At 66.4% G+C, this 17,086-nt stretch carries 29 protein-coding genes; all 29 read right to left on the bottom strand.

The window, feature by feature from the left end; all coding sequences use genetic code 11:
* Positions 1–199: 199 nt before the first annotated feature.
* The 29 genes from J2X46_RS13445 to J2X46_RS13585 all read right to left on the bottom strand — a co-directional run bounded on the left by J2X46_RS13445 (position 200) and on the right by J2X46_RS13585 (position 17,003).
* Positions 200–460, bottom strand: a complete 261-nt coding sequence (locus J2X46_RS13445; RefSeq protein WP_310251340.1) for a hypothetical protein — start codon at positions 458–460, stop codon at positions 200–202.
* Positions 461–639: 179 nt separating this feature from the next.
* Positions 640–1,233 (bottom strand): hypothetical protein, encoded by a 594-nt coding sequence (locus tag J2X46_RS13450; protein WP_310251341.1) that lies wholly within the window; start codon positions 1,231–1,233, stop codon positions 640–642.
* An 88-nt stretch (positions 1,234–1,321) separates the two neighbouring features.
* A complete protein-coding gene (locus tag J2X46_RS13455; RefSeq protein WP_310251343.1) occupies positions 1,322–1,855 on the bottom strand; it encodes a hypothetical protein in 534 nt (177 codons plus the stop codon).
* On the bottom strand, positions 1,855–2,172 hold the full coding sequence (locus tag J2X46_RS13460; RefSeq protein ID WP_310251344.1) for a hypothetical protein: 318 nt from the start codon (positions 2,170–2,172) through the stop codon (positions 1,855–1,857). Before J2X46_RS13460 ends, J2X46_RS13455 begins: the two co-directional genes overlap by 1 nt.
* 9 nt (positions 2,173–2,181) lie before the next feature.
* Complete coding sequence (locus J2X46_RS13465; protein ID WP_310251347.1) at positions 2,182–2,559, bottom strand: hypothetical protein; 378 nt, start codon at positions 2,557–2,559, stop codon at positions 2,182–2,184.
* Positions 2,556–2,966, bottom strand: coding sequence for a hypothetical protein (locus J2X46_RS13470; protein WP_310251349.1), 411 nt, complete (start codon positions 2,964–2,966; stop codon positions 2,556–2,558). Before J2X46_RS13470 ends, J2X46_RS13465 begins: the two co-directional genes overlap by 4 nt.
* Positions 2,963–3,439 carry a DUF6093 family protein gene (locus J2X46_RS13475; RefSeq protein WP_310251351.1) on the bottom strand — a complete coding sequence of 159 codons (477 nt, stop codon included), beginning with the start codon at positions 3,437–3,439 and terminating at the stop codon, positions 2,963–2,965. The genes J2X46_RS13470 and J2X46_RS13475 overlap by 4 nt, the downstream gene beginning before the upstream one ends.
* Positions 3,355–3,717, bottom strand: coding sequence for a hypothetical protein (locus J2X46_RS13480; protein WP_310251353.1), 363 nt, complete (start codon positions 3,715–3,717; stop codon positions 3,355–3,357). Before J2X46_RS13480 ends, J2X46_RS13475 begins: the two co-directional genes overlap by 85 nt.
* Before the next feature lie 27 nt (positions 3,718–3,744).
* On the bottom strand, positions 3,745–4,086 hold the full coding sequence (locus tag J2X46_RS13485) for a hypothetical protein (RefSeq protein WP_310251355.1): 342 nt from the start codon (positions 4,084–4,086) through the stop codon (positions 3,745–3,747).
* A 26-nt stretch (positions 4,087–4,112) separates the two neighbouring features.
* Positions 4,113–4,307, bottom strand: a complete 195-nt coding sequence (locus tag J2X46_RS13490; RefSeq protein WP_310251357.1) for a hypothetical protein — start codon at positions 4,305–4,307, stop codon at positions 4,113–4,115.
* Positions 4,308–4,330: 23 nt separating this feature from the next.
* The gene (locus J2X46_RS13495; RefSeq protein WP_310251358.1) at positions 4,331–5,269 is read right to left on the bottom strand and encodes a major capsid protein; all 939 of its coding nucleotides are present in this window, start codon (positions 5,267–5,269) and stop codon (positions 4,331–4,333) included.
* A gap of 49 nt (positions 5,270–5,318) precedes the next feature.
* Positions 5,319–5,996: a hypothetical protein gene (locus J2X46_RS13500; RefSeq protein ID WP_310251360.1), complete on the bottom strand. Its 678-nt coding sequence runs from the start codon at positions 5,994–5,996 to the stop codon at positions 5,319–5,321.
* Positions 5,997–6,070: 74 nt separating this feature from the next.
* Positions 6,071–6,838 carry a hypothetical protein gene (locus tag J2X46_RS13505; RefSeq protein ID WP_310251361.1) on the bottom strand — a complete coding sequence of 256 codons (768 nt, stop codon included), beginning with the start codon at positions 6,836–6,838 and terminating at the stop codon, positions 6,071–6,073.
* Positions 6,810–8,294, bottom strand: a complete 1,485-nt coding sequence (locus J2X46_RS13510) for a phage portal protein (protein WP_310251362.1) — start codon at positions 8,292–8,294, stop codon at positions 6,810–6,812. Before J2X46_RS13510 ends, J2X46_RS13505 begins: the two co-directional genes overlap by 29 nt.
* An 11-nt stretch (positions 8,295–8,305) precedes the next feature.
* A complete protein-coding gene (locus J2X46_RS13515; protein WP_310251364.1) occupies positions 8,306–10,030 on the bottom strand; it encodes a terminase TerL endonuclease subunit in 1,725 nt (574 codons plus the stop codon).
* Positions 10,008–10,475, bottom strand: coding sequence for a P27 family phage terminase small subunit (locus tag J2X46_RS13520; protein ID WP_310252067.1), 468 nt, complete (start codon positions 10,473–10,475; stop codon positions 10,008–10,010). Before J2X46_RS13520 ends, J2X46_RS13515 begins: the two co-directional genes overlap by 23 nt.
* Before the next feature lie 397 nt (positions 10,476–10,872).
* Positions 10,873–11,022, bottom strand: coding sequence for a hypothetical protein (locus J2X46_RS13525; protein ID WP_310251366.1), 150 nt, complete (start codon positions 11,020–11,022; stop codon positions 10,873–10,875).
* Positions 11,012–11,242, bottom strand: a complete 231-nt coding sequence (locus J2X46_RS13530; protein ID WP_310251367.1) for a hypothetical protein — start codon at positions 11,240–11,242, stop codon at positions 11,012–11,014. Before J2X46_RS13530 ends, J2X46_RS13525 begins: the two co-directional genes overlap by 11 nt.
* A gap of 10 nt (positions 11,243–11,252) precedes the next feature.
* The gene (locus J2X46_RS13535) at positions 11,253–11,465 is read right to left on the bottom strand and encodes a hypothetical protein (RefSeq protein WP_310251369.1); all 213 of its coding nucleotides are present in this window, start codon (positions 11,463–11,465) and stop codon (positions 11,253–11,255) included.
* Between the two features lie 294 nt (positions 11,466–11,759).
* Positions 11,760–12,620: a hypothetical protein gene (locus J2X46_RS13540; RefSeq protein ID WP_310251371.1), complete on the bottom strand. Its 861-nt coding sequence runs from the start codon at positions 12,618–12,620 to the stop codon at positions 11,760–11,762.
* Positions 12,617–13,000 (bottom strand): hypothetical protein, encoded by a 384-nt coding sequence (locus J2X46_RS13545; RefSeq protein ID WP_310251373.1) that lies wholly within the window; start codon positions 12,998–13,000, stop codon positions 12,617–12,619. Before J2X46_RS13545 ends, J2X46_RS13540 begins: the two co-directional genes overlap by 4 nt.
* Positions 12,997–13,131, bottom strand: a complete 135-nt coding sequence (locus J2X46_RS13550) for a hypothetical protein (RefSeq protein ID WP_310251375.1) — start codon at positions 13,129–13,131, stop codon at positions 12,997–12,999. The genes J2X46_RS13545 and J2X46_RS13550 overlap by 4 nt, the downstream gene beginning before the upstream one ends.
* Positions 13,131–13,769 carry a hypothetical protein gene (locus J2X46_RS13555; protein ID WP_310251377.1) on the bottom strand — a complete coding sequence of 213 codons (639 nt, stop codon included), beginning with the start codon at positions 13,767–13,769 and terminating at the stop codon, positions 13,131–13,133. Before J2X46_RS13555 ends, J2X46_RS13550 begins: the two co-directional genes overlap by 1 nt.
* 1 nt (position 13,770) lies before the next feature.
* Positions 13,771–14,067: a hypothetical protein gene (locus J2X46_RS13560; RefSeq protein WP_310251378.1), complete on the bottom strand. Its 297-nt coding sequence runs from the start codon at positions 14,065–14,067 to the stop codon at positions 13,771–13,773.
* A gap of 232 nt (positions 14,068–14,299) precedes the next feature.
* Complete coding sequence (locus J2X46_RS13565; protein WP_310251379.1) at positions 14,300–14,614, bottom strand: hypothetical protein; 315 nt, start codon at positions 14,612–14,614, stop codon at positions 14,300–14,302.
* Between the two features lie 133 nt (positions 14,615–14,747).
* A complete protein-coding gene (locus J2X46_RS13570) occupies positions 14,748–15,191 on the bottom strand; it encodes a transposase (RefSeq protein ID WP_310251381.1) in 444 nt (147 codons plus the stop codon).
* Positions 15,192–15,276: 85 nt separating this feature from the next.
* On the bottom strand, positions 15,277–15,441 hold the full coding sequence (locus tag J2X46_RS13575) for a hypothetical protein (RefSeq protein ID WP_310251383.1): 165 nt from the start codon (positions 15,439–15,441) through the stop codon (positions 15,277–15,279).
* A gap of 304 nt (positions 15,442–15,745) precedes the next feature.
* Positions 15,746–16,111: an HNH endonuclease signature motif containing protein gene (locus J2X46_RS13580; protein WP_310251385.1), complete on the bottom strand. Its 366-nt coding sequence runs from the start codon at positions 16,109–16,111 to the stop codon at positions 15,746–15,748.
* A gap of 112 nt (positions 16,112–16,223) precedes the next feature.
* Complete coding sequence (locus tag J2X46_RS13585) at positions 16,224–17,003, bottom strand: hypothetical protein (RefSeq protein ID WP_310251387.1); 780 nt, start codon at positions 17,001–17,003, stop codon at positions 16,224–16,226.
* Positions 17,004–17,086: the final 83 nt, after the last annotated feature.

The following is a 17,086-nucleotide window of genomic DNA, read 5'->3' on the forward strand; positions in this document are numbered from 1 at the left end:
CTAGTCGGGATTGCGAGCGACGGCGTAACGTGCGCGCATGACGAAATGGGGGCAGAAGGTCAACCGCAGAGATCTCACGGAGCCGGGATGGCGCGAGGATCCTGAGCGACCGGGTGTTGATCGCTACTGGACCGGGAGTGAGTGGGATGACACGATCCCTGCGCGGTCGACGCCGGCCACTGCCTGGATTCCCGTGGTGCTAGGACTCGTCCTCGCTGCGGTCGTCCTGTACGTCATCTACAGCGCCGCCACCTGAGCACACGGGGCAATCACGCTTGCCGCCGAGGAAGTGGTCATGCGGGCTGAGGTCGACATCGGACACCCAGATGGTCACGCCGTCGTTGGCGGCGTAGGGGAAGTCGGCCGAGCGATCGTCTGACCACTTCTCAAAGGTGCCGTCGTGGTAGGCGCGCTTCTCGTGCAACTGCTGGTAGCGCCACTCGGCCGCCGCGCGCTCCATCGAGGCGTAGCAGATGGTCCGCTGCGGGAACCACTCACGGTGTTCGTCGGCACACAGCTCACGCGGACCGCCGTGGAGTGAGCAGTTGCCTTGCTCGCGATCCCACTCCTCGATCTGCCACTGCTGCTCAGCCTCGGGCAGCGCGTAGAAGCGGTCCGTGGTGAGGCCGAGGCTCTTGGCTACTCGAAGGTCGCGCTGATGCTCGGGGAGTAGCGAAGCTCTTTTGGGTCGGACCCCGGCGCCCGGTTGATCCAGTAGGCGACCTCGAAGATCTTCTCGTAGTCGCCCTCGGTCACGTCGTCGTCGAGGAAGTCCTCAAGCACCTTGGGGGAGCGGGTCACCTCGGACGGGCCGACGATGGTCCGCACGCCTTCCTCGCCCGACTCGGCGAAGGTGAGCAGCGCCGGGGCGAAGGTCTCGACGTTGACGCCGTAGCGCACGTCGTCCTCGTGGGTGACGTCCTCGCCCTTGTCGTTCTTCTCGGTGCGTGCCGGGTGGGCCACGACGAGGTCACGGAAGCGACGCCGGCCGATGGCGCGCACGACAACCTCCACGGCACGCTCGGCAGCCTCATCCACGAAGGTGTCGTAGGCGGCCTGTGCGGCGTTGACGGCGGCCTGTGGGTCGTCGTCACCACCACGGCGCGGCGCGCTGGAGGCGATCTGCGCCTGACGCTCGGCGATGGCAACAGCCATGCGCAGTTCGGCCAGTCGCTCGGTGTCGTCGCCCTGGTAGATCGGGATCGTGGCAGTGCGGGGCTTGAGGGTGCTCACGGGTACTCCTGTCGGGATGTCGGGAGGCGTCGGGATACTGCAAGCCCGCCCACCGGCTCCCGACGAACCGGCGGGCGGGCAGCGCGGATCAGGTGACGATGGCCTTGTTGAGCGACTTCGGGCCGGTCGCCGCGAGGGTCTGCGCGATGGCGACCTCGGCTGCCTCGCCGTCACCCTCGGGAACCTCGTCCTGCGAGCCGGCCTCGAACGGCCGCGAGGTGGCGAACGCGCCGACCGCGAGCGTGCCGCTGTCCGGAAGGCCCATGATCGTCACGTAGTAGCCAGTGGTCAGCTCGGGGAGGAACTCGAAGCACTTCTTCCCGTTGGACAGCGCAGCAGCCTGCGGGTCGAACGAGTAGCGCACCTCGCCGATCTCCTCCTGCGACGTGCCCACGCGCTGGTAGGAAGCGCCGTCACCGACACGACGAGGAGCCGTCACCAGGTTGGTCGTCGAACGCGGAGATGCCGACGACTCGTAGAACATGTTCGTCACGTCGAGCGCCGAAGCACCCGTCAGCTTCGCCAGCGAAGGCGAGTTGGGGTCATAGGTGGCGTCCTTGACGAGGATGATCCTCGTCTGTCGGTACGCCTTGGTCCCATCGGGACGCAGACCAGCAGCCATCAGATATCACTTCCCTTGTTGTCGTCGGCCTCGATGGCCTTGATGAGGTCGGGCTTGTTGCCCTGCGTCGGGATCTGGTCGGCCTCGTCACGGCCCTGGTTGCGGCTCGCGATCTCGGACTTGAGCCACTCGACGGTGCGGTCCTCGAGCGTGGGGGCTGAGGGGATCACGGGGTCGAGGACACGGCCGTTGTAGTCGACGGCGTCCTCGTCCAGCACCTCGTAGGCGTCGGTGTCGATCGCGGCCGGGTCGACGGGCTTGGCGATGCTCTGCTCGGTGCCGCTGTCGCGCCACTTCACACGCATGAACTCGGGCATGGTGTCTCCTCAGTAGGTGAATTCACTGGTTCCTGACCACCAGCCGGAGTCAGGTGCGATGGGATCGTCGGTGGTCGACCGACGCGGGTAGAAGTTCTCGGACGCCACGGTCAACTGAGCGCCGTGGAGTTCTCCCGCGCGCCGACGCATCTCTTGAGCGTTCCCGTAGATCTGAGCCACGGAGCGAATCAGGACGCGCCACTGCTGGACTCCTGAGAGCGAACCGACACGGTCGGAACCCTCGGGGTTGCGCTCCACGACGTGCACCTCGTTATAGGACGAGGGGAGCGTGCCCAGCGCTTTGAGGTCGCCCAGGCTGTACGCGCCACGAGCAGAGCCGCCCATGAGCGCGAGGACTGCGGCCAGGTGCTCCTTCTCGCTGCTCACGTCCAGAACCACTTGTCCGGCAAGCGTCGAGCCTCCTGCGCGAACGACGGGCCGATGCGGTCAGCCGAACGTGCGAGGTTCATCTGCGGGGCGTTCTCTGAGCGGTCACCGTTCTCGAGGATCGGCGCGAGGATGCCCTGACCACGAGCAAGGGGGCCGTACTCCGCGGAGTACGCAGCGCCACCGAAGCCGTGGAAGCCGCGGACGGCGCCGGCCGCAAACGTGCCCGGGTACTTGTACGAGTGCGAACCGGGCGGGTTCTTCTCGCGGGCGTAGTCCTTCGCGATCTCGTTGCCAGCGCGTGCACCCTCGCGGACACACGCCTTCATGTCGCGGTCGGCGCGCTTGGCGACGTCCTTCTGGTCGTCGGCGAAGTCGCGGAGGGTGTGATGGACGCTGACCTTCACGCCGACCACCCCTCAGGCTTCTGGACCTCGGAGACCGGGATCTCCTGCTGCTTCTTCTGGTCCGCGATGGTCGCCTCGACGATGCGGAAGAATCGGCCGTCACAAGCGCCGCCGACGACCGCAACAATGTCCCCATCGCGCAGGCCAGTCGTGTCGTGGGGGACCTTGAGCACGCGCGTGGCGACCTGCACCTCGGTCTGGCCGACAGTGACCGTGCGAGTCGTGTTGCCGCCGTCGACCCAGCAGGGGATGGAAGCGACTTGCTGCCAGCCGGGGACCTCAAGACCGTCGACGATCACGGGCGGGCCACCCTCGCGCTTGATGGTGGCCCTTGCCTTCATCCGCGACTGGGCTGCTCGTTGGCCAGCGGCGAGGACGGTCTCAAGACTCACGACCACACATCCGCGCCGCCGAGGGGGACCACGTATGGTCCGTTGGCAATTGTCGGTGCCGGTGTCAGCAGGTCCCACCACTCGTCAACGATGGTGACGCGCCGCGTCTCAGTGGGGAGCTTGTAACGGTAGTCGTCAACGCCTTCGGACTCGTAGCCCTCGGGGTTGAGGGTCTTGGCGGCCACGGCCATGACTTCGACGTCAAGCACCGCGCCTTGGTCCAAGTCGGCGACAGGTCCGAGACGCTTGACGATCTGCCGCTCTGCGCGATCCAGCCAGGTTTCGACCTGGGCTCGCTCAGAGTCAGAGAGGGTGCGGCCGAGCTCGATCTCTACGTCTGCGTAGGACGCCACCGACATGGCCGCACCTCCCTCCGTCTCCGGGTGTTACTTGAGCTCGTCGGACAGCGGGTGAGTGCCGCCCTTGACGCCCTTCTCGTCGCCGCGGTCGGCAACGAGGGGGTTCTGGTGCACGAGCACGAAGCGAGGCGAGTTGGGGTCGCTGGGGTCGTGGTCCGGGTTCGGCACCGAGTGGTAGTGCTGCTTGTTGCCGACGACGTCCGAGTAGTCACCGCGCTTGGGGCCACTGCCCAGCGCGTCCTCCGGGCCGGTGGGCTCAGAGGGGTCGCCGGCAAGCATCGGAACGCCCGAGTCGAGGGCGTCGTCGCGGGTGGTGGAGCCACCCTCGCTGTGCTCGAGATTGCTGTTGTCGTCCTTCTTGGTGGCCATGACTGGCTCCCTTTCTGGTGAGTCGTTCAGTCCGAGACAGGGCGGTACGAAGCCGCCCCGCACTCGATGCAGCGGTGAACGCGAAGGGGACGCTCGTGGCCCTGGCCGTCGACGCCGTGAGCGACGTAGCTCTCGATGCGCACCTCGTCGTACTCGGGGCGCTTGAGGCAGAACTCCTCGTGAGCAATCTTCGGCTGAGCGGGAGCGGCGGTCTGAGCCATGAGCGTCTTCCTTCGGTTCGTTGTCAGGAGGCCAGCACGCCCGTGAGGCGAGCTGCCGGCTTCGCGCCGAGGAGCGCGAGACCGGTGTAGAACTCGATCCGGCCCATCCACGAGGGCTTGGACTCGAGCTGGCGCGGCGGGTCCACCTGGAGACCGCCGTTGGTCAGACCGACCACGCCCTGCTCACCGAGGCTGTCGGTGAAGTTCACGGCGTAGATGGACGACGCGACGCTGGAGGCGCCCTGCGTCTCGGTCTGGGGGATGATCGGCGTGCCGTCGGCCTTGTTGCCGATGTCGACGATCGGGATGCCGTTGTAGGTGTCCACGGTGCGGCCGATGGAGTCGACCGTGGTCTGACTGAACGTCTCGCGACGAGCAGCCGAGCGGAACTTCGCCAGAACGGCGGCGTTCGTGTAGAACACGTCGATGCCCGGGACGAGACCGATCAGCGTGTCGAGCGCGTCGAAGAAGTTCTGCCGGGTGCTGGAGTCGGTGTTGATGGCGGCACCGTTGGTGCCCATCGAGATCACCTGACCGCCAGTGAGGCGCTTCTTGAGGCCGTTGAAGCTGTTCGCGTCCACGGCGGTGTCGCCGTTGATGAACGTGTCCGAGTACTTCGCGTTCACGCTCTTGGCCTTCATGCGGGCCTGCTCGGCGAGCAGGTCGACGAGGTTGGAGCGCGTCTGCTGGAGGAAGCGGTCGACCACGTACTCGCCACCGAGGATGACCAAGGACTCGGTCGCCTTGGTGGTCGTGCCAGTCGACTCGGTGTAGCCCGCGTTCACGGCGCGGAAGGCAGCAGCGGGAAGCGCGGCCTCCTGGTCGTACTCGAAGGCGTTACCGGTGATCGTCTCGAACGGAAGGCGGTCGAGGACGGTGGTGGAGGTGTTGATCGTCTCCACGACACCGGCGAGGCGCTGGTTGTTGGACAGCGCCGCTGCGTCGGCAAGGGTCATTGCCATGACGATGATTCCTTTCTAGTCATCCCGACAGCGCGGCGCTGCGGGAGGTTCAGGTGCGGCGTCCAGCCGCAATGTCCTGCTCGATGGAGGCGCGGAGACGACCCTGTGGGGTCGTCGGCGTAGGCGCTCCGCCCGTCACGCCGATGCCGGCCTGCCCCGGGGTAGGGACGGCGGGCTTCGTGGCCTTGAGCAGGTACGGGTCAGATTCGGCCAGTGAGTCCAAAAGCCCCTTCACCGCGGCTCCGTCGACCTCGCCCTCGTCCGTCACGGCGACGCTGGATAGGTCCAGCAGCTTGACGGCGGTGGCGGGGTTCTGGAACCGCTCGGATGCCTGCGCTCGGGCCTCTGCGGCGGCGAGGATGCCGGACACGCGAGCGCGTTCGGCCCCCGTTGCCTCGGCAGTTGCTGCCTTGACGGCCTTCTCGAGTTCGCTGGCGCTGGCAGCTTCGATCTCGTCGAGCTTGGCCGCCTTTGCCTTGAGGTCTGCGTAGTCGGCGAACTTCTCGCCAGACTTGCGCTTCTGCTCGGCCAGCATGGCGTTGACCTGTTCCTGCGTGAAGGTCTTCGCATCGCCGGCAGGGGCACCGTCGCCGGGGCCACCTTCACCGCCCTCACCCTCGGCCTCCATGCGCCATCCGCCGAAGCGAGAAGCGTGGTGGGCAAACAGGTTGGGCAGGGTGTCGAGCGTGATCGCCGCGGGGTACGCGAACGGGTTGGGCTTGGACATCGTTCCTCCGAGTGGAGTAGGCCGACGATGCGCCCCGTGATCCCGCGCCGTCGTCGTGCGGCGCGGCGGGTGGTCTATCTGATGTAGCCGTGTTGGCCTAGAAGCGAGACGGCCAGGTCTCGGTCGTCGCCGGCCCTTGCGTAGATGCCGGCTGGCGTAGGTCGCGAACCGCGACGGAGCGCGGTTTCTCCGGCCTGCCACAATCCAGCGCTGCGCAGACGAACGTTTACGACCTGATTGAGGTCGGCGCCGTCAGCAAGGGCCTGCATGTCGGCCTTGGAGAGACCTCGGACCAGTCCGTCGGCGACGAGCTGTTCGGGGTCTTGGCGGTACGGGCTGGACACAGATGTGGGAACCAGGCTGCAATCGCATCCGGGATGACGTTCAAATCCAGCACTGAACCGGTACTCCCGGCCGGCGAGGACCGCACACCGTGAGCAACACGGCGGGCTGACGAAGCGCACATGCCTGATGTTCGGCCTGACCGCCACGGCGACAGACTCGGCCGCTCTAGCAGAGTCCTGCACCAGCGACTCGACGAGCCGATCGAACTGCCAGTCCATGTCGATCTGCTCGAGCTTCTTGCTCATCTCGTCGAGGCTCGTAGTAAACGCAATGGAGTTGAGCAGCGCTTCGGCGGCTACCTCGATGTTCTGCTCGGCGAGCATCTCGCTGACAGCGGCGTCAGAGGTGCGAACGTTGGCGAGCTGGTGAGCAACCACTACGGCCGCGACGGCGCTCGCGCCGCGCTTCTCGACCTTGCGCGCCTCCCGTGCGGCTCGGCGCGCGATGAGCGCCGAGACCGCGTGGTTCTTACGCGCCGAGCTGAGTGTCGGCGGCACGGACGGACTCCGCCACTGCGGCGTTCACAGGGTCGCGCATCATGTCCTCGTCGACCATGTCCATCCAGCGTGTGACCTTGGGAGGCGTGGCGCCGGGGATCATCTCGAAGGCTGCCTCGCGCGGGAAGCCAGTAGAGACGAGCTTGGTGATGGCGTCGATGGTCTGCGCGAACGAACGCGCCTCGGCGTCAGCCCAGATGACCTCGGAGGAAAGGTCTGGGTTCGCCTCGCCGCGGGCTCGATTGGCGAGGCGCATGACGTGCTCAAGCGACTCGCCCATTGACATCTGAAGATCGGCCACCAGTGCCGCAAGGGTCGACTCGGCACCGGCGAGTGCGTCGCCGGACAGATTCGCCATGCGGCTCAAGAGGTACTGGGGCGGGATCTGGCCGACCGCGAAGAGCTGCGTCAGGAACTCCCCGAGAACGTCGATGTAGTTCTTGAGGTTTGACTCCTGGAGGTCGAACACCTTCGTCTCTGAGCCGGGGAACACGAGCGCGCGGTCGACACTTACGCGACCCGGAGAGTTGATGACCGGAACCTTCATGCCGTTGGCGTCCACAACGTCGTTGCCCTCGGCGTCCTTGCGGATGACCGGATTGCCGGCCTCGTCGCGCTGAACCGGGTCGTAGCCGACAAACACGCGCTGACGGAATGCCGAGAACTGCATCGCCAGGAGAGTGTTGAAGCGGATGGTGTTGATTGCGTCCTGCGCCGGGATGAGTGGCTCCAGCGCGGAGTGCGGGCGCCCATCGGCGTCGAGTTGGTTGTCGAACGCTACGAATGGGTTCTCTCCGAGCGGGTTGTCTCCTCCGTCGGCAATCTCCCACGGTCCCAGCGTCTCGGACTGACCGCCGACGCCCCCCGGCTTCTCGAAGCGCACCCACGAGTCCGCGTCGTACACGATTGCGACGTCGGTCGTGGGCGTGACGGCAGCGGACGATGGGACCCACAGGGTCGACGGCGGACGAGCCTCTATCGTGAATGTCTTGACCGTGAACTTCGCCGAGAAAGGGTCCTCGGGGTCGGGCTCGATGTGCACCCGGCGGTCGTTCTCCACGCGGATGAACGGAGACTTGCTCTCGCGCGGGTTCGGCCACACCGACATGACGCCACGACCGTGAACCATCATCTGCTCATAGACGATTCGCTGACGGGCGTCCAACTTGTTCGGCTGCCAGACCTCGGACCAAGCCACTTGGTCGGCGTCGCCGTCGCGGCCGGTGCGGAACCCCTCTGCGCGGCATCGCTGGATCGGTGCCGTCATGGCGAGGTGCACCCAGTTGGCGACCGCCATCTCCCGGAGCTCCATGTACTCCTGATTCACGCCCTCAGGTGCGTACGGGAGGTCATGGTCGCCATCGTTGTAGCGCTGGCGCTTGAGCCAGTTTGGCGCCTTGCGCTGGAGTTCGTAGACACCCTTGGCGAGGTATTCGCGGGCGGTGGGCTCGTCCACGGCACCTCCTCCTAGTTGAAGCCGTACATGGCGTGCGAGATGCCGGACGCCTGCGGCTTCTCAACTGCGCGGACGATGCCGTCAAGGGCTGTAACTGCGGCTTGGATGCCGTCGATGCGAGTGCTGGACCGGCGCCGGTCGGGCTTGACTGGGCGGATGTTGTCCGAGCCGTCGTTCTTGACCTCGACCACGTCTGCCATCCAGCGAAGGACCGGGTTGCCGCCATGACGGAACGCCTGTGCACCCACCAGCCGCTCAAGTTCCTTGCAGGCGGGCGACAAGCCGGAGTAGGACTGCGAGACGGGCCACACGATGTCGGCATCGAGCTCCTGGACCATCTGGCCGGCGAACATGCGGTCGTAGGACACGCGTTGCATGTCGAAGTGCTGGCAGTCGCCGACGACCGCAGACTTGATTGCCGCGTAGTCGATGACGTCGCCCTCGGTGGTCTCAACCCAGCCGTCTGCGATCCACTTCTGCAACGGGATCGGCAGCTTGCGAGCGAGATCCTCGACACGGTCCTCGGGAACCCAGAACCGGGCAAGTAGATCGAGCGAGGCGCCGGGGCGTTTGGATTCGACCCAGACGGCCCATGCCGTGAAGTCGGAGACGGCCGAGAGGTCAAGGCCGCCCCACGCGCGTCGGCCGCGGAGGCTGGCGCGGTCTACCTTGTCGTCGAGCAGGTCCCACTTGGCCAGGTCGAGCCACTTGACCTGCTCGCGCGTGCGCCGGTTGAGCGAGAGGCGCAGGAATGTCGGAAGGTACGTCGGGGTGGTCTGCGCCTTCTGCGACTCACGCCGCATGTAGGCCAGTGTCGGCGACTTTCCGAGTCCGGGGTTTGCCTTCGCCCACGTCTCCTCGGCGAACGGGTCGTCGGTGTCGTCGGCGGCCCAGATCACGCCGTAATGGCCGGGGTCCTCGACGATGCCCGACGCCACGTTGCGCGTGTAGCCGTGCTTCTCGTCGTAGATTGTGCCCTCTTCGGCCTCATCTGCGGTCGTGATGAAGATGATGAGTGGCTGGTCGCGGGCACCAGTGCCGGTCTCGATCGCTTCGACCAGTGCGCGACGAAGACGCAGCGTGTGGACCTCGTCGATGATGCCGCCGGAGACGTTCAAGCCGTGGGCGGTCTCAGCGACACGGGAGAGCACTCGGAGCATCCCGCCAGACGCCGGAACTCGGACGACCTCCTTGAGCGGCTCAACCCGCTTCCGAGCGGCGGGCGAGGTGAGGATCATCCGCTTGGCGTCCTCGAAGACGCGACCAGCCTGGAGTGTGGAGCCCGCGGCGTTGTAGACCTCCGCGCCCGCCTCGCCGTCAGCGAGCAGCAGGACGCCAGAGATGCCAGAGGCGAACGTCGACTTACCGTTCTTGCGCGGGATCTCGATCCACGCCGAACGGATGACACGGACCACGCGGTCGATCTCGGCGTCGTGGTAGACCCAGCCGAAGATCGGGGCGAGTACCCAGACGACTTGCCACGGGTCGAGGCCCTCGCCGAGGCGCATGGAGACGCCGGCCCAGCGGCCCTTCGTGTGCTTGAAAGCACCGATCGCCTTGAGCGCCTTACGCGCGCGCTCGACGTCGAACCATGCGCCGGGATGCTTGTCCGCCTGGAACGCCACCACGAGCGGGCGACGCTTCTCCGCGTCGGTGATCTGCTCTTCGGTCAGCCCGAGCTCGAGCAGTGCGTCGCGGGGGACAGGCAGCAGGTCAGTCGAAGGGGTCGTCTTCATCGCTCGACTCCGGCCGTGCAATCCCAGCCGCGTCGGCGGGAGTCAGCCCGAGCTTCGCCATGAGCGACCGGAGGTTCGAGCGGTACTGGTTCAGGATCGTGGTGCGCGGGTTCTTCACGAGCCCGCCCTGTGCGCCCGAGATCAACATGCCCTCGCTCGTCAGCGCTGCCTCGTTCTCAGCGATGCGCGCCCACGTGATGCAGTAGTCGACGAGCGACTCCTGCTGTGCACCAACCAAGCCGATCGAGACGGCCAGCGTCGGGGCCAGCTTGGCCCACAGTTCGCTCGCTACCTTCGCTTCGACCTCGCCTAGCGCGAGGTCCCAGTCCGGCTCGACCAACTTCGTCGGCGGGAGGACAACCGTGTCCTTGATGGGACGCTTGCCGGGGTTGCCCTCACGGACGACCGCCAGTGCGGGCTTGCGGTTGTGGCCTCCAGACCCCATCGCGAGCACCTCCTAGCGAAACCCGTTTTGCTGCGGGAGTGGCAGTTTGCCTACCCCCAGTCCTCTTGCCGAACGTCTGTTCGAGGGGCACCCCCCACCCCTATCGCCGCGAAGCAGTGCCGCGGTTGCAGGGGATGCACTCGGGGCCGGCGTGCACCTTCCACGACTTGTGCCCAAGGTCCCAGTCGATGCCGCGGCGTGTGCCGAGTGGTGTCTCGCACCTCCAGCATCGGAAGCGCTCGCCTTGTGCCATGCGTCGCTCGTAGTGACGGCCTAGTGCGTCGTGCTCAGCGTTGTACCCTCGAGCCTGACGTGAAGCTGGCCTGTGCTGCTTGCACTGGCCTGCTCGATTAGGGCAACCGGGAGAGGGGCACGGGCCTGCGATGCGCTTGGGCACTCACTCGCCCACCAGGTCTAAGAGCCGGTCAGCCAGGTTGTCGATCGGCGTGCGCTCCAGTCGAGCAGCAGCCACGAGGGCGAGGAAGTCACGCAGCGAGTAGCACCGCTCGTCGAGGTTGTCGGCGATGGTGAGCGCGTCAGTCGTCATGACCACAGCCGAGGTTGTCGGTCTCGATGGCCCTGGCCGCGTGCAGCATCCCGATGCGCTCGAGGTAGCCCATGCCGTCGGACCAGCGGATGCGTAGGCCCACGTCGCCGTCAGCGTCGATGGTCTTGAGCAGCACGATGGCACCTGACACCAGTTCGTCGCTGTCGAGGTCCAGGTCGACGCCGAGGCTGTCGAGAAGGTTGCCGATCGGTTCGCTCATGGCTACCTCCTCAGTCGGCCCACCGACGCTCGAAAACGATGGGGTCCAGCCCGAGAGGCGCGCGCATGGCGTTGACCTCGCGCAAGACGGCCTTGCTTGGGAAGTAGTACTCGCGGCCTTCGGTAGCGTGCCCCTTGAGCCGGTGGTGGATGGCGAGTTCGTCAGACCAATCGCCAGGCTTGAACGCCAGCAACTCAGCAGTGCCGCCCTTGATCTCCCTCATGCGCTGGATGAGGTTGGCACTAGATCCAATCTTCACAAGGTCGTCCCGGGTGCGGATGGCGTAAACCAGGCGCGGGCACGAGGCTTGGATAGCCCGGATTGCCTCGTTCCTGAACCGCTGTTGCGACCCGCCTGTCATGCCAGGGAGGTACCTGCTAGCGTGACTCACGTCGAACTCCTTACCTAGTTCGGCCACGACCCGGGAGGTTGCCGCCTCGCCGGGTCACTCTTTGCCTGAGCCCGGGTACGCCAAAGCGACCGGGCTGTTTCAAGGCTAAGACTACACGGATGTGATTCATGCCGCACCGGATCGCCGCTTGGAGTTGTCGTGTCGCTCCCAGACCTCGGCCATGCGCACGAAGCCGATACGCCGGCCGCGGACGATGCACAGTACCTCGAGCTTGCCCTTGTGCACCCACTGGCGGATGGTCGCGGCTGGTCGCCCCACCCGTCGCGCAGCCAGGTCCGTGGTCACCCACTCCTCGCCGTCGATGGTCTCGCTCTTGGCTGCCTCGGTGCCAGCGGTCACCATCGCGGCGTAGCGCGACTCATCCCACTCGCGGTGACACTTCGGGCAGTGCCAGTTCGAGTGCACCCAGACCTTGCGCCCCTCGGCGTCTCGACCGGGCTGCATCTTGCGCACCAGGCGAGCGCCCTTGCACTCGTCGTACAGGCAGGGCACACCACGCTCGGCGCGGACGCCCTCGGTAAGGATGTTCTCCAGCCTCGTGCGAGCTCGCGCCACGTCGGCCGCGAACTCATCCCACGCCGGCTCGTTCTGCCACGCCCAGTCGAGCGCCCACCGGATGAAGTTGGCCTCGCTGGCGATCGTTGGTCGGGCATCGTACTCGGCCCCGTGCTCACGTCGCCAGCCCTCGGACCAGAACTCGAGGAGCTGGAACGGCGACCATGCCTCGTCCGGGTCCTCGTCCTCGGCGCTGGTGTAGGCGCGGGCGTATCGCTCAGTGGCGCCTTGCAGGTTCTCCCACGCTTCGAGGTTGGCCACGTTGCCGAGTGCCACCATCGCGTGGCCACCAGGCATCAGCGAGTGCGACGCCTGGTGCTCAGCCTGCGATGCGAGGCGGGCGTGCAGGTCGAGGATGGCACTCAGATCGCGTGCCACCTTCGCGGTGGGGTGGATCGACGTCTCGGTCATGGGGTCTCCTGCTCGGTCGGCCACTCGGGTGCTGCGACGACAGCCAGAACCACGGCTTCGATCTCGGCTAGGCGGCTCTCGGCCTCACGCTGGACGTGGTCATGGCGGGCGCGAACGTGGATCGGCTCCACGACGCCGTCCGTGATGAACGCCGTGAAGTCCTCGCTGCGCAGCGTGAGCCCGTGATGGCGTCCCTCGCTCCACATGACGACGTCGATGGGCTTGACGTGCGAAGTGCCCTTCTTGTCGTCAGGTCGCGTCACCCACCACGTACCTGTGATGAGTCCGCCGTCGTTGTTGACGAGTCGCCAGTAGCGGCTCATGTCATGCCCTGTGGTCTCACTCATGGCTGCTCCTCGGCGTGCGTCGTTGTCGGTCATGCGGGCACCTCGGGATCGTCCTCGTCGGCAGGTTGCGCGCCGGCCAGTGCGCGCAGGCGGGCTACCTCTTGGCGGTACTTCTCAGCGCGGGCAGCCAGGCGAGCGGCGGCGTACTCGTCAGGCGTCGGCATCAGATGGCCCTCAGTCCGCGGCGGAAGTGGGCGCGGTTCTGGTAGCTCAGACCGCACTCGGCGCAGTCGTCATCGACTCCTCCGCGATGAGCGTGTGACCCAACCCCCGGCTTCTTCTCTGCCCTCTCGGACTCAGCTACGTCGCTACCTGTGGTTGAGGCTGCTTCATGCGGAGTTGTGTCCTGAGATAAGTCAGATGTAGATCCTTGTTCCTTCCTAGGGGGGAGCATTTTGCTCACCCTTTGTGGAGCATTTTGCTCACCCTTAGGCTGTGCAAATTGCTCACCCTCAGCGTGAGCATTTTGCTCACCCTTTCCGCCATTCCTGATGCCCCCTGGATGCACCAAGTAGGACTGCCTTGTGCCCCTTCCTGCGTCCAACATCGGAGTGATGTGATTGCCCTTCTTGAGCTCTCGAACGGCCCTCGCGACGGCGTTCTGGCCGGGGCTGTTGCGCTCCGCGTGCTCGTACCCGAGAGCGATTGCGAGCGCGTCCCAGCCGCCCCAGTAGAGCCCGGGTGGTCGTCCGTTAGACGGCTTGTCGAGGGCGCTCATGGACATGGCGACGAGCACCTTGTAGCCGTTGCCCGAGAGCGACTTTCCGTAGACCATCGCGGCCTTCACGATCTCGACTCCCACGTCACAACCCACTCCCGTCGAGGACGCTGCGGAGGTTCTCGCGGAGGGCGTCTAGTTCAATGGCGGTCTCCAGGCGCAATGCCCGCTCGTCGTGGAATTGCTCGCAGAACTGCTCCGCCTCCTGTTCGGCGCGATTCGCACGCGACCATTGGACGTCATGCATCCGCATCGCCAGCTCGACCTCGCCTTGGAGCCGGCGAACCTCATAGGCGAGCACGGCAGCCGTGGTCTCCCATCCGTCGCCATTGTCCGCAACCTCCGCCGTCGCCCGGGTCAGAGCGTCTTCTACGGCGTTCATCGACCCCACCGCTTCCACCAGATCTGTGGCTCGGGCTGCAACTGCTCGCCGACGACGCGACCCTCACGCCACGAGCGGTTCTGGGCGATGCTGAACGCGAGCAAGAGCAAGCACTCCTCGCGACAGACGTCCTTGGAGCCACCTAGTTGGTCGGTGACCACGAGAGGCCACAAGCCCGTCTCGTCGGCCACCTTGCGACCGCAGTAGTCGCATCGGGCTGTGCATTCGGTGCTCATCGGCCCACCTGGGCGGCGTACTGCTCGGCCCTTCCTTGGCGGATCGCCTCAAGTTTGATCGTGGCGACATCGAAGTAGAGGCCGCGCAGCGTCTTGCAGTCCAGCAGGTCGTCGCAGTCGCACAGATAGACCGAGTGCAGCCACTCCTTCTCGGCGTCACTCAGGCTGATCTTGTCGAGACACCGGGGGCACATGTCCTCCTTGGCGGCAGCGATGCCGCTCGGAGCCCAGTAGCAGGCGAAGGGCGAGACATAGAACTCGCACTCGTCGCGGCTTTGACCGTCCCCGGCCTCAGGCATAATGATGTTCACCAGTCGACTCCTTTGCAGTCGGCGAGGCCCCTTGGATCAACGGTGTTGACGCACCGCCGAGGGGCCGTTTTGTTGTGCGTCAATTGTCCCACGAAACGGCCCGGAAAGCCGCTAGGAATGGGGCTTTTCTCGCTCATGCGACTGCCTTCTTGAAGCTCTCGTAGCGGGCCCGCTTCTTGCGCCGGTTGTAGACCCGCTCCCCGACGACGGTGCGGGGGTCGCGCCGGCCGTACGCATAGGCCGCGTGCGCTTGCCTGGCCTCGTCCTCGGTGAACATGGCGTCCTCCGACTGCATGCGGCGCTGGCGGTCGGTGAGGTCGCAGTCGACTGGTCGCGGGGTGAATGACTCCCAGCGCATGACTCCGCGCACGTTCACCCAGCGCCCACCTGTCAGCGCGAGCTCGTCGGCACCCCATTGCTTCGGCCCGCGCTTCTTCTGCGGCGTGATCCACGACGACAGCGCCGTCTTGGACACGCCATGCCTGCGCGCGACGGTCGCGAGGGGCTCACCACTGGCGCGGTAGTCGTTGATCGCGGCGGTGCGGATGTGGTCGGGGATGGCTCGGCGGTTGCTCATGGGTTCTCCTCAGCGCAAACGCGCAGGCTTGTGCCCTCCCAGCCACCGCGGGGGTCGGTGACTGAGAGGTGCTGGTGGGTGCCCGTCAGGGCGTGGTGTCGGCGGTCTGAACGGTGAGCCACATTGCGCCGGGCTGACCCTCGATGGGGTCGTGGACGGTGACGCCGGAGTGCAGGACGTGTGACCAGGAATCGTCTGGCAGCACTTCCTCGAGCACGAGGGCGTCGAGGCAGGCGGACAGCGTTGGCATGGCGCCGTCTCCGTCTCTGCGTCGTCGGTCGGGTTGGCGCCAGTGGAGGATGACCACGGCGCGGTCCGTAGCTGGCACCTTGGCGGCGCGGATGGCCCAACGTGCTTCGTCGAGGGCGGTGGCCCACTTGCGGCGCATGGCGTGGTGGTGGCCTTGGCGGCGAGTGTCGTTCTTGGTGAGTGGCGGCGAGGTCCAGACAAGGGCGATGACACTCACGTCCGCCCCCGCTTGCTCAGGTTCAGCCAGGTGACCCAGACGCAGGCCACGACGAGCACGGCCATGACGGCGACGGTGGCGACGGTGTTCACGATGCTGCCTTGGCTCGTGCCGCCTTGCGCTTGCGCTGAGCCTCGCGGTTGCAGGCCCGGCAAAAGCGAGTGTTGTTCCAGATGTAGGTGTTTTCTTCGTTCCACTCGTGACCCTGTCGGCACGCCGTTCGAGCAGCAGCCGCACGCCGGACGTTCTCGGCATGGGTAACCGGCTCTAAGTGCTCTGGGTTAACACAAGCGCGAACCCGACAGAGATGGTCAATCTCGAGGCCCTCGGGGATCGGCCCGACGGCCTCTTCATAGGCGACGCGGTGGGCGGCCTGAGCCTTGCCATCCTTCTGCTGTCGTCCGTATCCGCAGGCGTCGAGCCCCTTGGTCCAGATGATGCAGGGCGTGTTCACGAGAACTCCTCATCCGTCTCGTCGGCGTGCTTCCTGTCGGCTGCCCACGCGGCCTCGTGAACGTTGTGCCCGGGCTTGCCCCACAGCGGCGAGGACCAGTCGATGGGGGCGGTCACTGTCCGGCCTCCCCGCGTGCGATCCACTCAGCGCGGGTTCGGAGGAATCGGGCGGCCGGGTTTGTGCCACCGCGCCCGACCATCTCGTCTGCCGCCTCTCGCAGCGCCTCGGCCTTGACCTGCTGGTCGTGGGCGGCGAGCCAGTCGGAGGCGAGGACGGCTTCGTGGATTTGGTAGCCGAGGCGGTGGCGCTCGGCGTCACAGTTGATGCACTCGCCTACGCCCGGCAGGTCGTCATGGTCGCTCGGGTCGCATACCCAGCCCTGCGCGGCCATGACGCGCTCGACGATCGCGGCGAAGTCGGCTTCCTCCCGCGCCCGCGCCAACCCCTCGACCTCCCCGGTGTCAGGTTCGACGGGCGGGGGCGTGTCGTCGGCGTCCGGGGTGGCGGCGGGAAGGCGGACGTTTCCCACCCCCTGCTCGCGCCCCACGGCTTCAACGATGCGCTCCGAACGGGTGACGCCGTTGTAGAGCGAGTCGGGCTGGACGTCATCGAAACGGGTGACGTGGATGCGGCCCCACAGGTCGCGCAAGATCAACCCGAGTGCCTCCCGCTCGCCTGCCCCGGTGTCGTCGGCGGCACTGTCGGGCGTGGCCGGGTGCTCGGCGAGGATGCGGCGAAGGTCGCTTGCGAGCAGGCGGTCACCCGTGCGCGTGATCTCCCCGAGGAAGTCGATCGGCAGAAATCCTTGCGGGGCGAAGGGCATCGGACGCTCCCTCTCGTCGAGGTATCGCCGCACGCGCTCCACGGCCTCACGCAGCCCGTCCCCGCTCACGACCGGTCACCTTCGACAGCGGCGCGACGCTCGACCGCCACAGCAAGGCGAGCCGTTGCGGCTCCACCCGGTGGCCAACCAAC

Source organism: Nocardioides sp. BE266, assembly GCF_031457855.1.
Classification (GTDB): Bacteria; Actinomycetota; Actinomycetes; order Propionibacteriales; family Nocardioidaceae; genus Nocardioides.

Excerpts from the sequence above, each read along its gene's own strand:
- J2X46_RS13445 (WP_310251340.1), bottom strand. The coding sequence starts at position 460 with ATGGAGCGCGCGGCGGCCGAGTGGCGCTACCAGCAGTTGCACGAGAAG.
- J2X46_RS13485 (WP_310251355.1), bottom strand. The coding sequence starts at position 4,086 with ATGGCCACCAAGAAGGACGACAACAGCAATCTCGAGCACAGCGAGGGT.
- J2X46_RS13575 (WP_310251383.1), bottom strand. The coding sequence starts at position 15,441 with ATGCCAACGCTGTCCGCCTGCCTCGACGCCCTCGTGCTCGAGGAAGTG.
- J2X46_RS13550 (WP_310251375.1), bottom strand. The coding sequence starts at position 13,131 with ATGCCGACGCCTGACGAGTACGCCGCCGCTCGCCTGGCTGCCCGCGCT.
- J2X46_RS13540 (WP_310251371.1), bottom strand. The coding sequence starts at position 12,620 with ATGACCGAGACGTCGATCCACCCCACCGCGAAGGTGGCACGCGATCTG.
- J2X46_RS13570 (WP_310251381.1), bottom strand. The coding sequence starts at position 15,191 with ATGAGCAACCGCCGAGCCATCCCCGACCACATCCGCACCGCCGCGATC.
- J2X46_RS13515 (WP_310251364.1), bottom strand. The coding sequence starts at position 10,030 with ATGAAGACGACCCCTTCGACTGACCTGCTGCCTGTCCCCCGCGACGCA.
- J2X46_RS13455 (WP_310251343.1), bottom strand. The coding sequence starts at position 1,855 with ATGGCTGCTGGTCTGCGTCCCGATGGGACCAAGGCGTACCGACAGACG.
- J2X46_RS13490 (WP_310251357.1), bottom strand. The coding sequence starts at position 4,307 with ATGGCTCAGACCGCCGCTCCCGCTCAGCCGAAGATTGCTCACGAGGAG.
- J2X46_RS13530 (WP_310251367.1), bottom strand. The coding sequence starts at position 11,242 with ATGAGCGAACCGATCGGCAACCTTCTCGACAGCCTCGGCGTCGACCTG.
- J2X46_RS13560 (WP_310251378.1), bottom strand. The coding sequence starts at position 14,067 with ATGAACGCCGTAGAAGACGCTCTGACCCGGGCGACGGCGGAGGTTGCG.
- J2X46_RS13495 (WP_310251358.1), bottom strand. The coding sequence starts at position 5,269 with ATGGCAATGACCCTTGCCGACGCAGCGGCGCTGTCCAACAACCAGCGC.
- J2X46_RS13460 (WP_310251344.1), bottom strand. The coding sequence starts at position 2,172 with ATGCCCGAGTTCATGCGTGTGAAGTGGCGCGACAGCGGCACCGAGCAG.
- J2X46_RS13520 (WP_310252067.1), bottom strand. The coding sequence starts at position 10,475 with ATGGGGTCTGGAGGCCACAACCGCAAGCCCGCACTGGCGGTCGTCCGT.
- J2X46_RS13545 (WP_310251373.1), bottom strand. The coding sequence starts at position 13,000 with ATGACCGACAACGACGCACGCCGAGGAGCAGCCATGAGTGAGACCACA.
- J2X46_RS13535 (WP_310251369.1), bottom strand. The coding sequence starts at position 11,465 with ATGAGGGAGATCAAGGGCGGCACTGCTGAGTTGCTGGCGTTCAAGCCT.
- J2X46_RS13480 (WP_310251353.1), bottom strand. The coding sequence starts at position 3,717 with ATGTCGGTGGCGTCCTACGCAGACGTAGAGATCGAGCTCGGCCGCACC.
- J2X46_RS13525 (WP_310251366.1), bottom strand. The coding sequence starts at position 11,022 with ATGACGACTGACGCGCTCACCATCGCCGACAACCTCGACGAGCGGTGC.
- J2X46_RS13500 (WP_310251360.1), bottom strand. The coding sequence starts at position 5,996 with ATGTCCAAGCCCAACCCGTTCGCGTACCCCGCGGCGATCACGCTCGAC.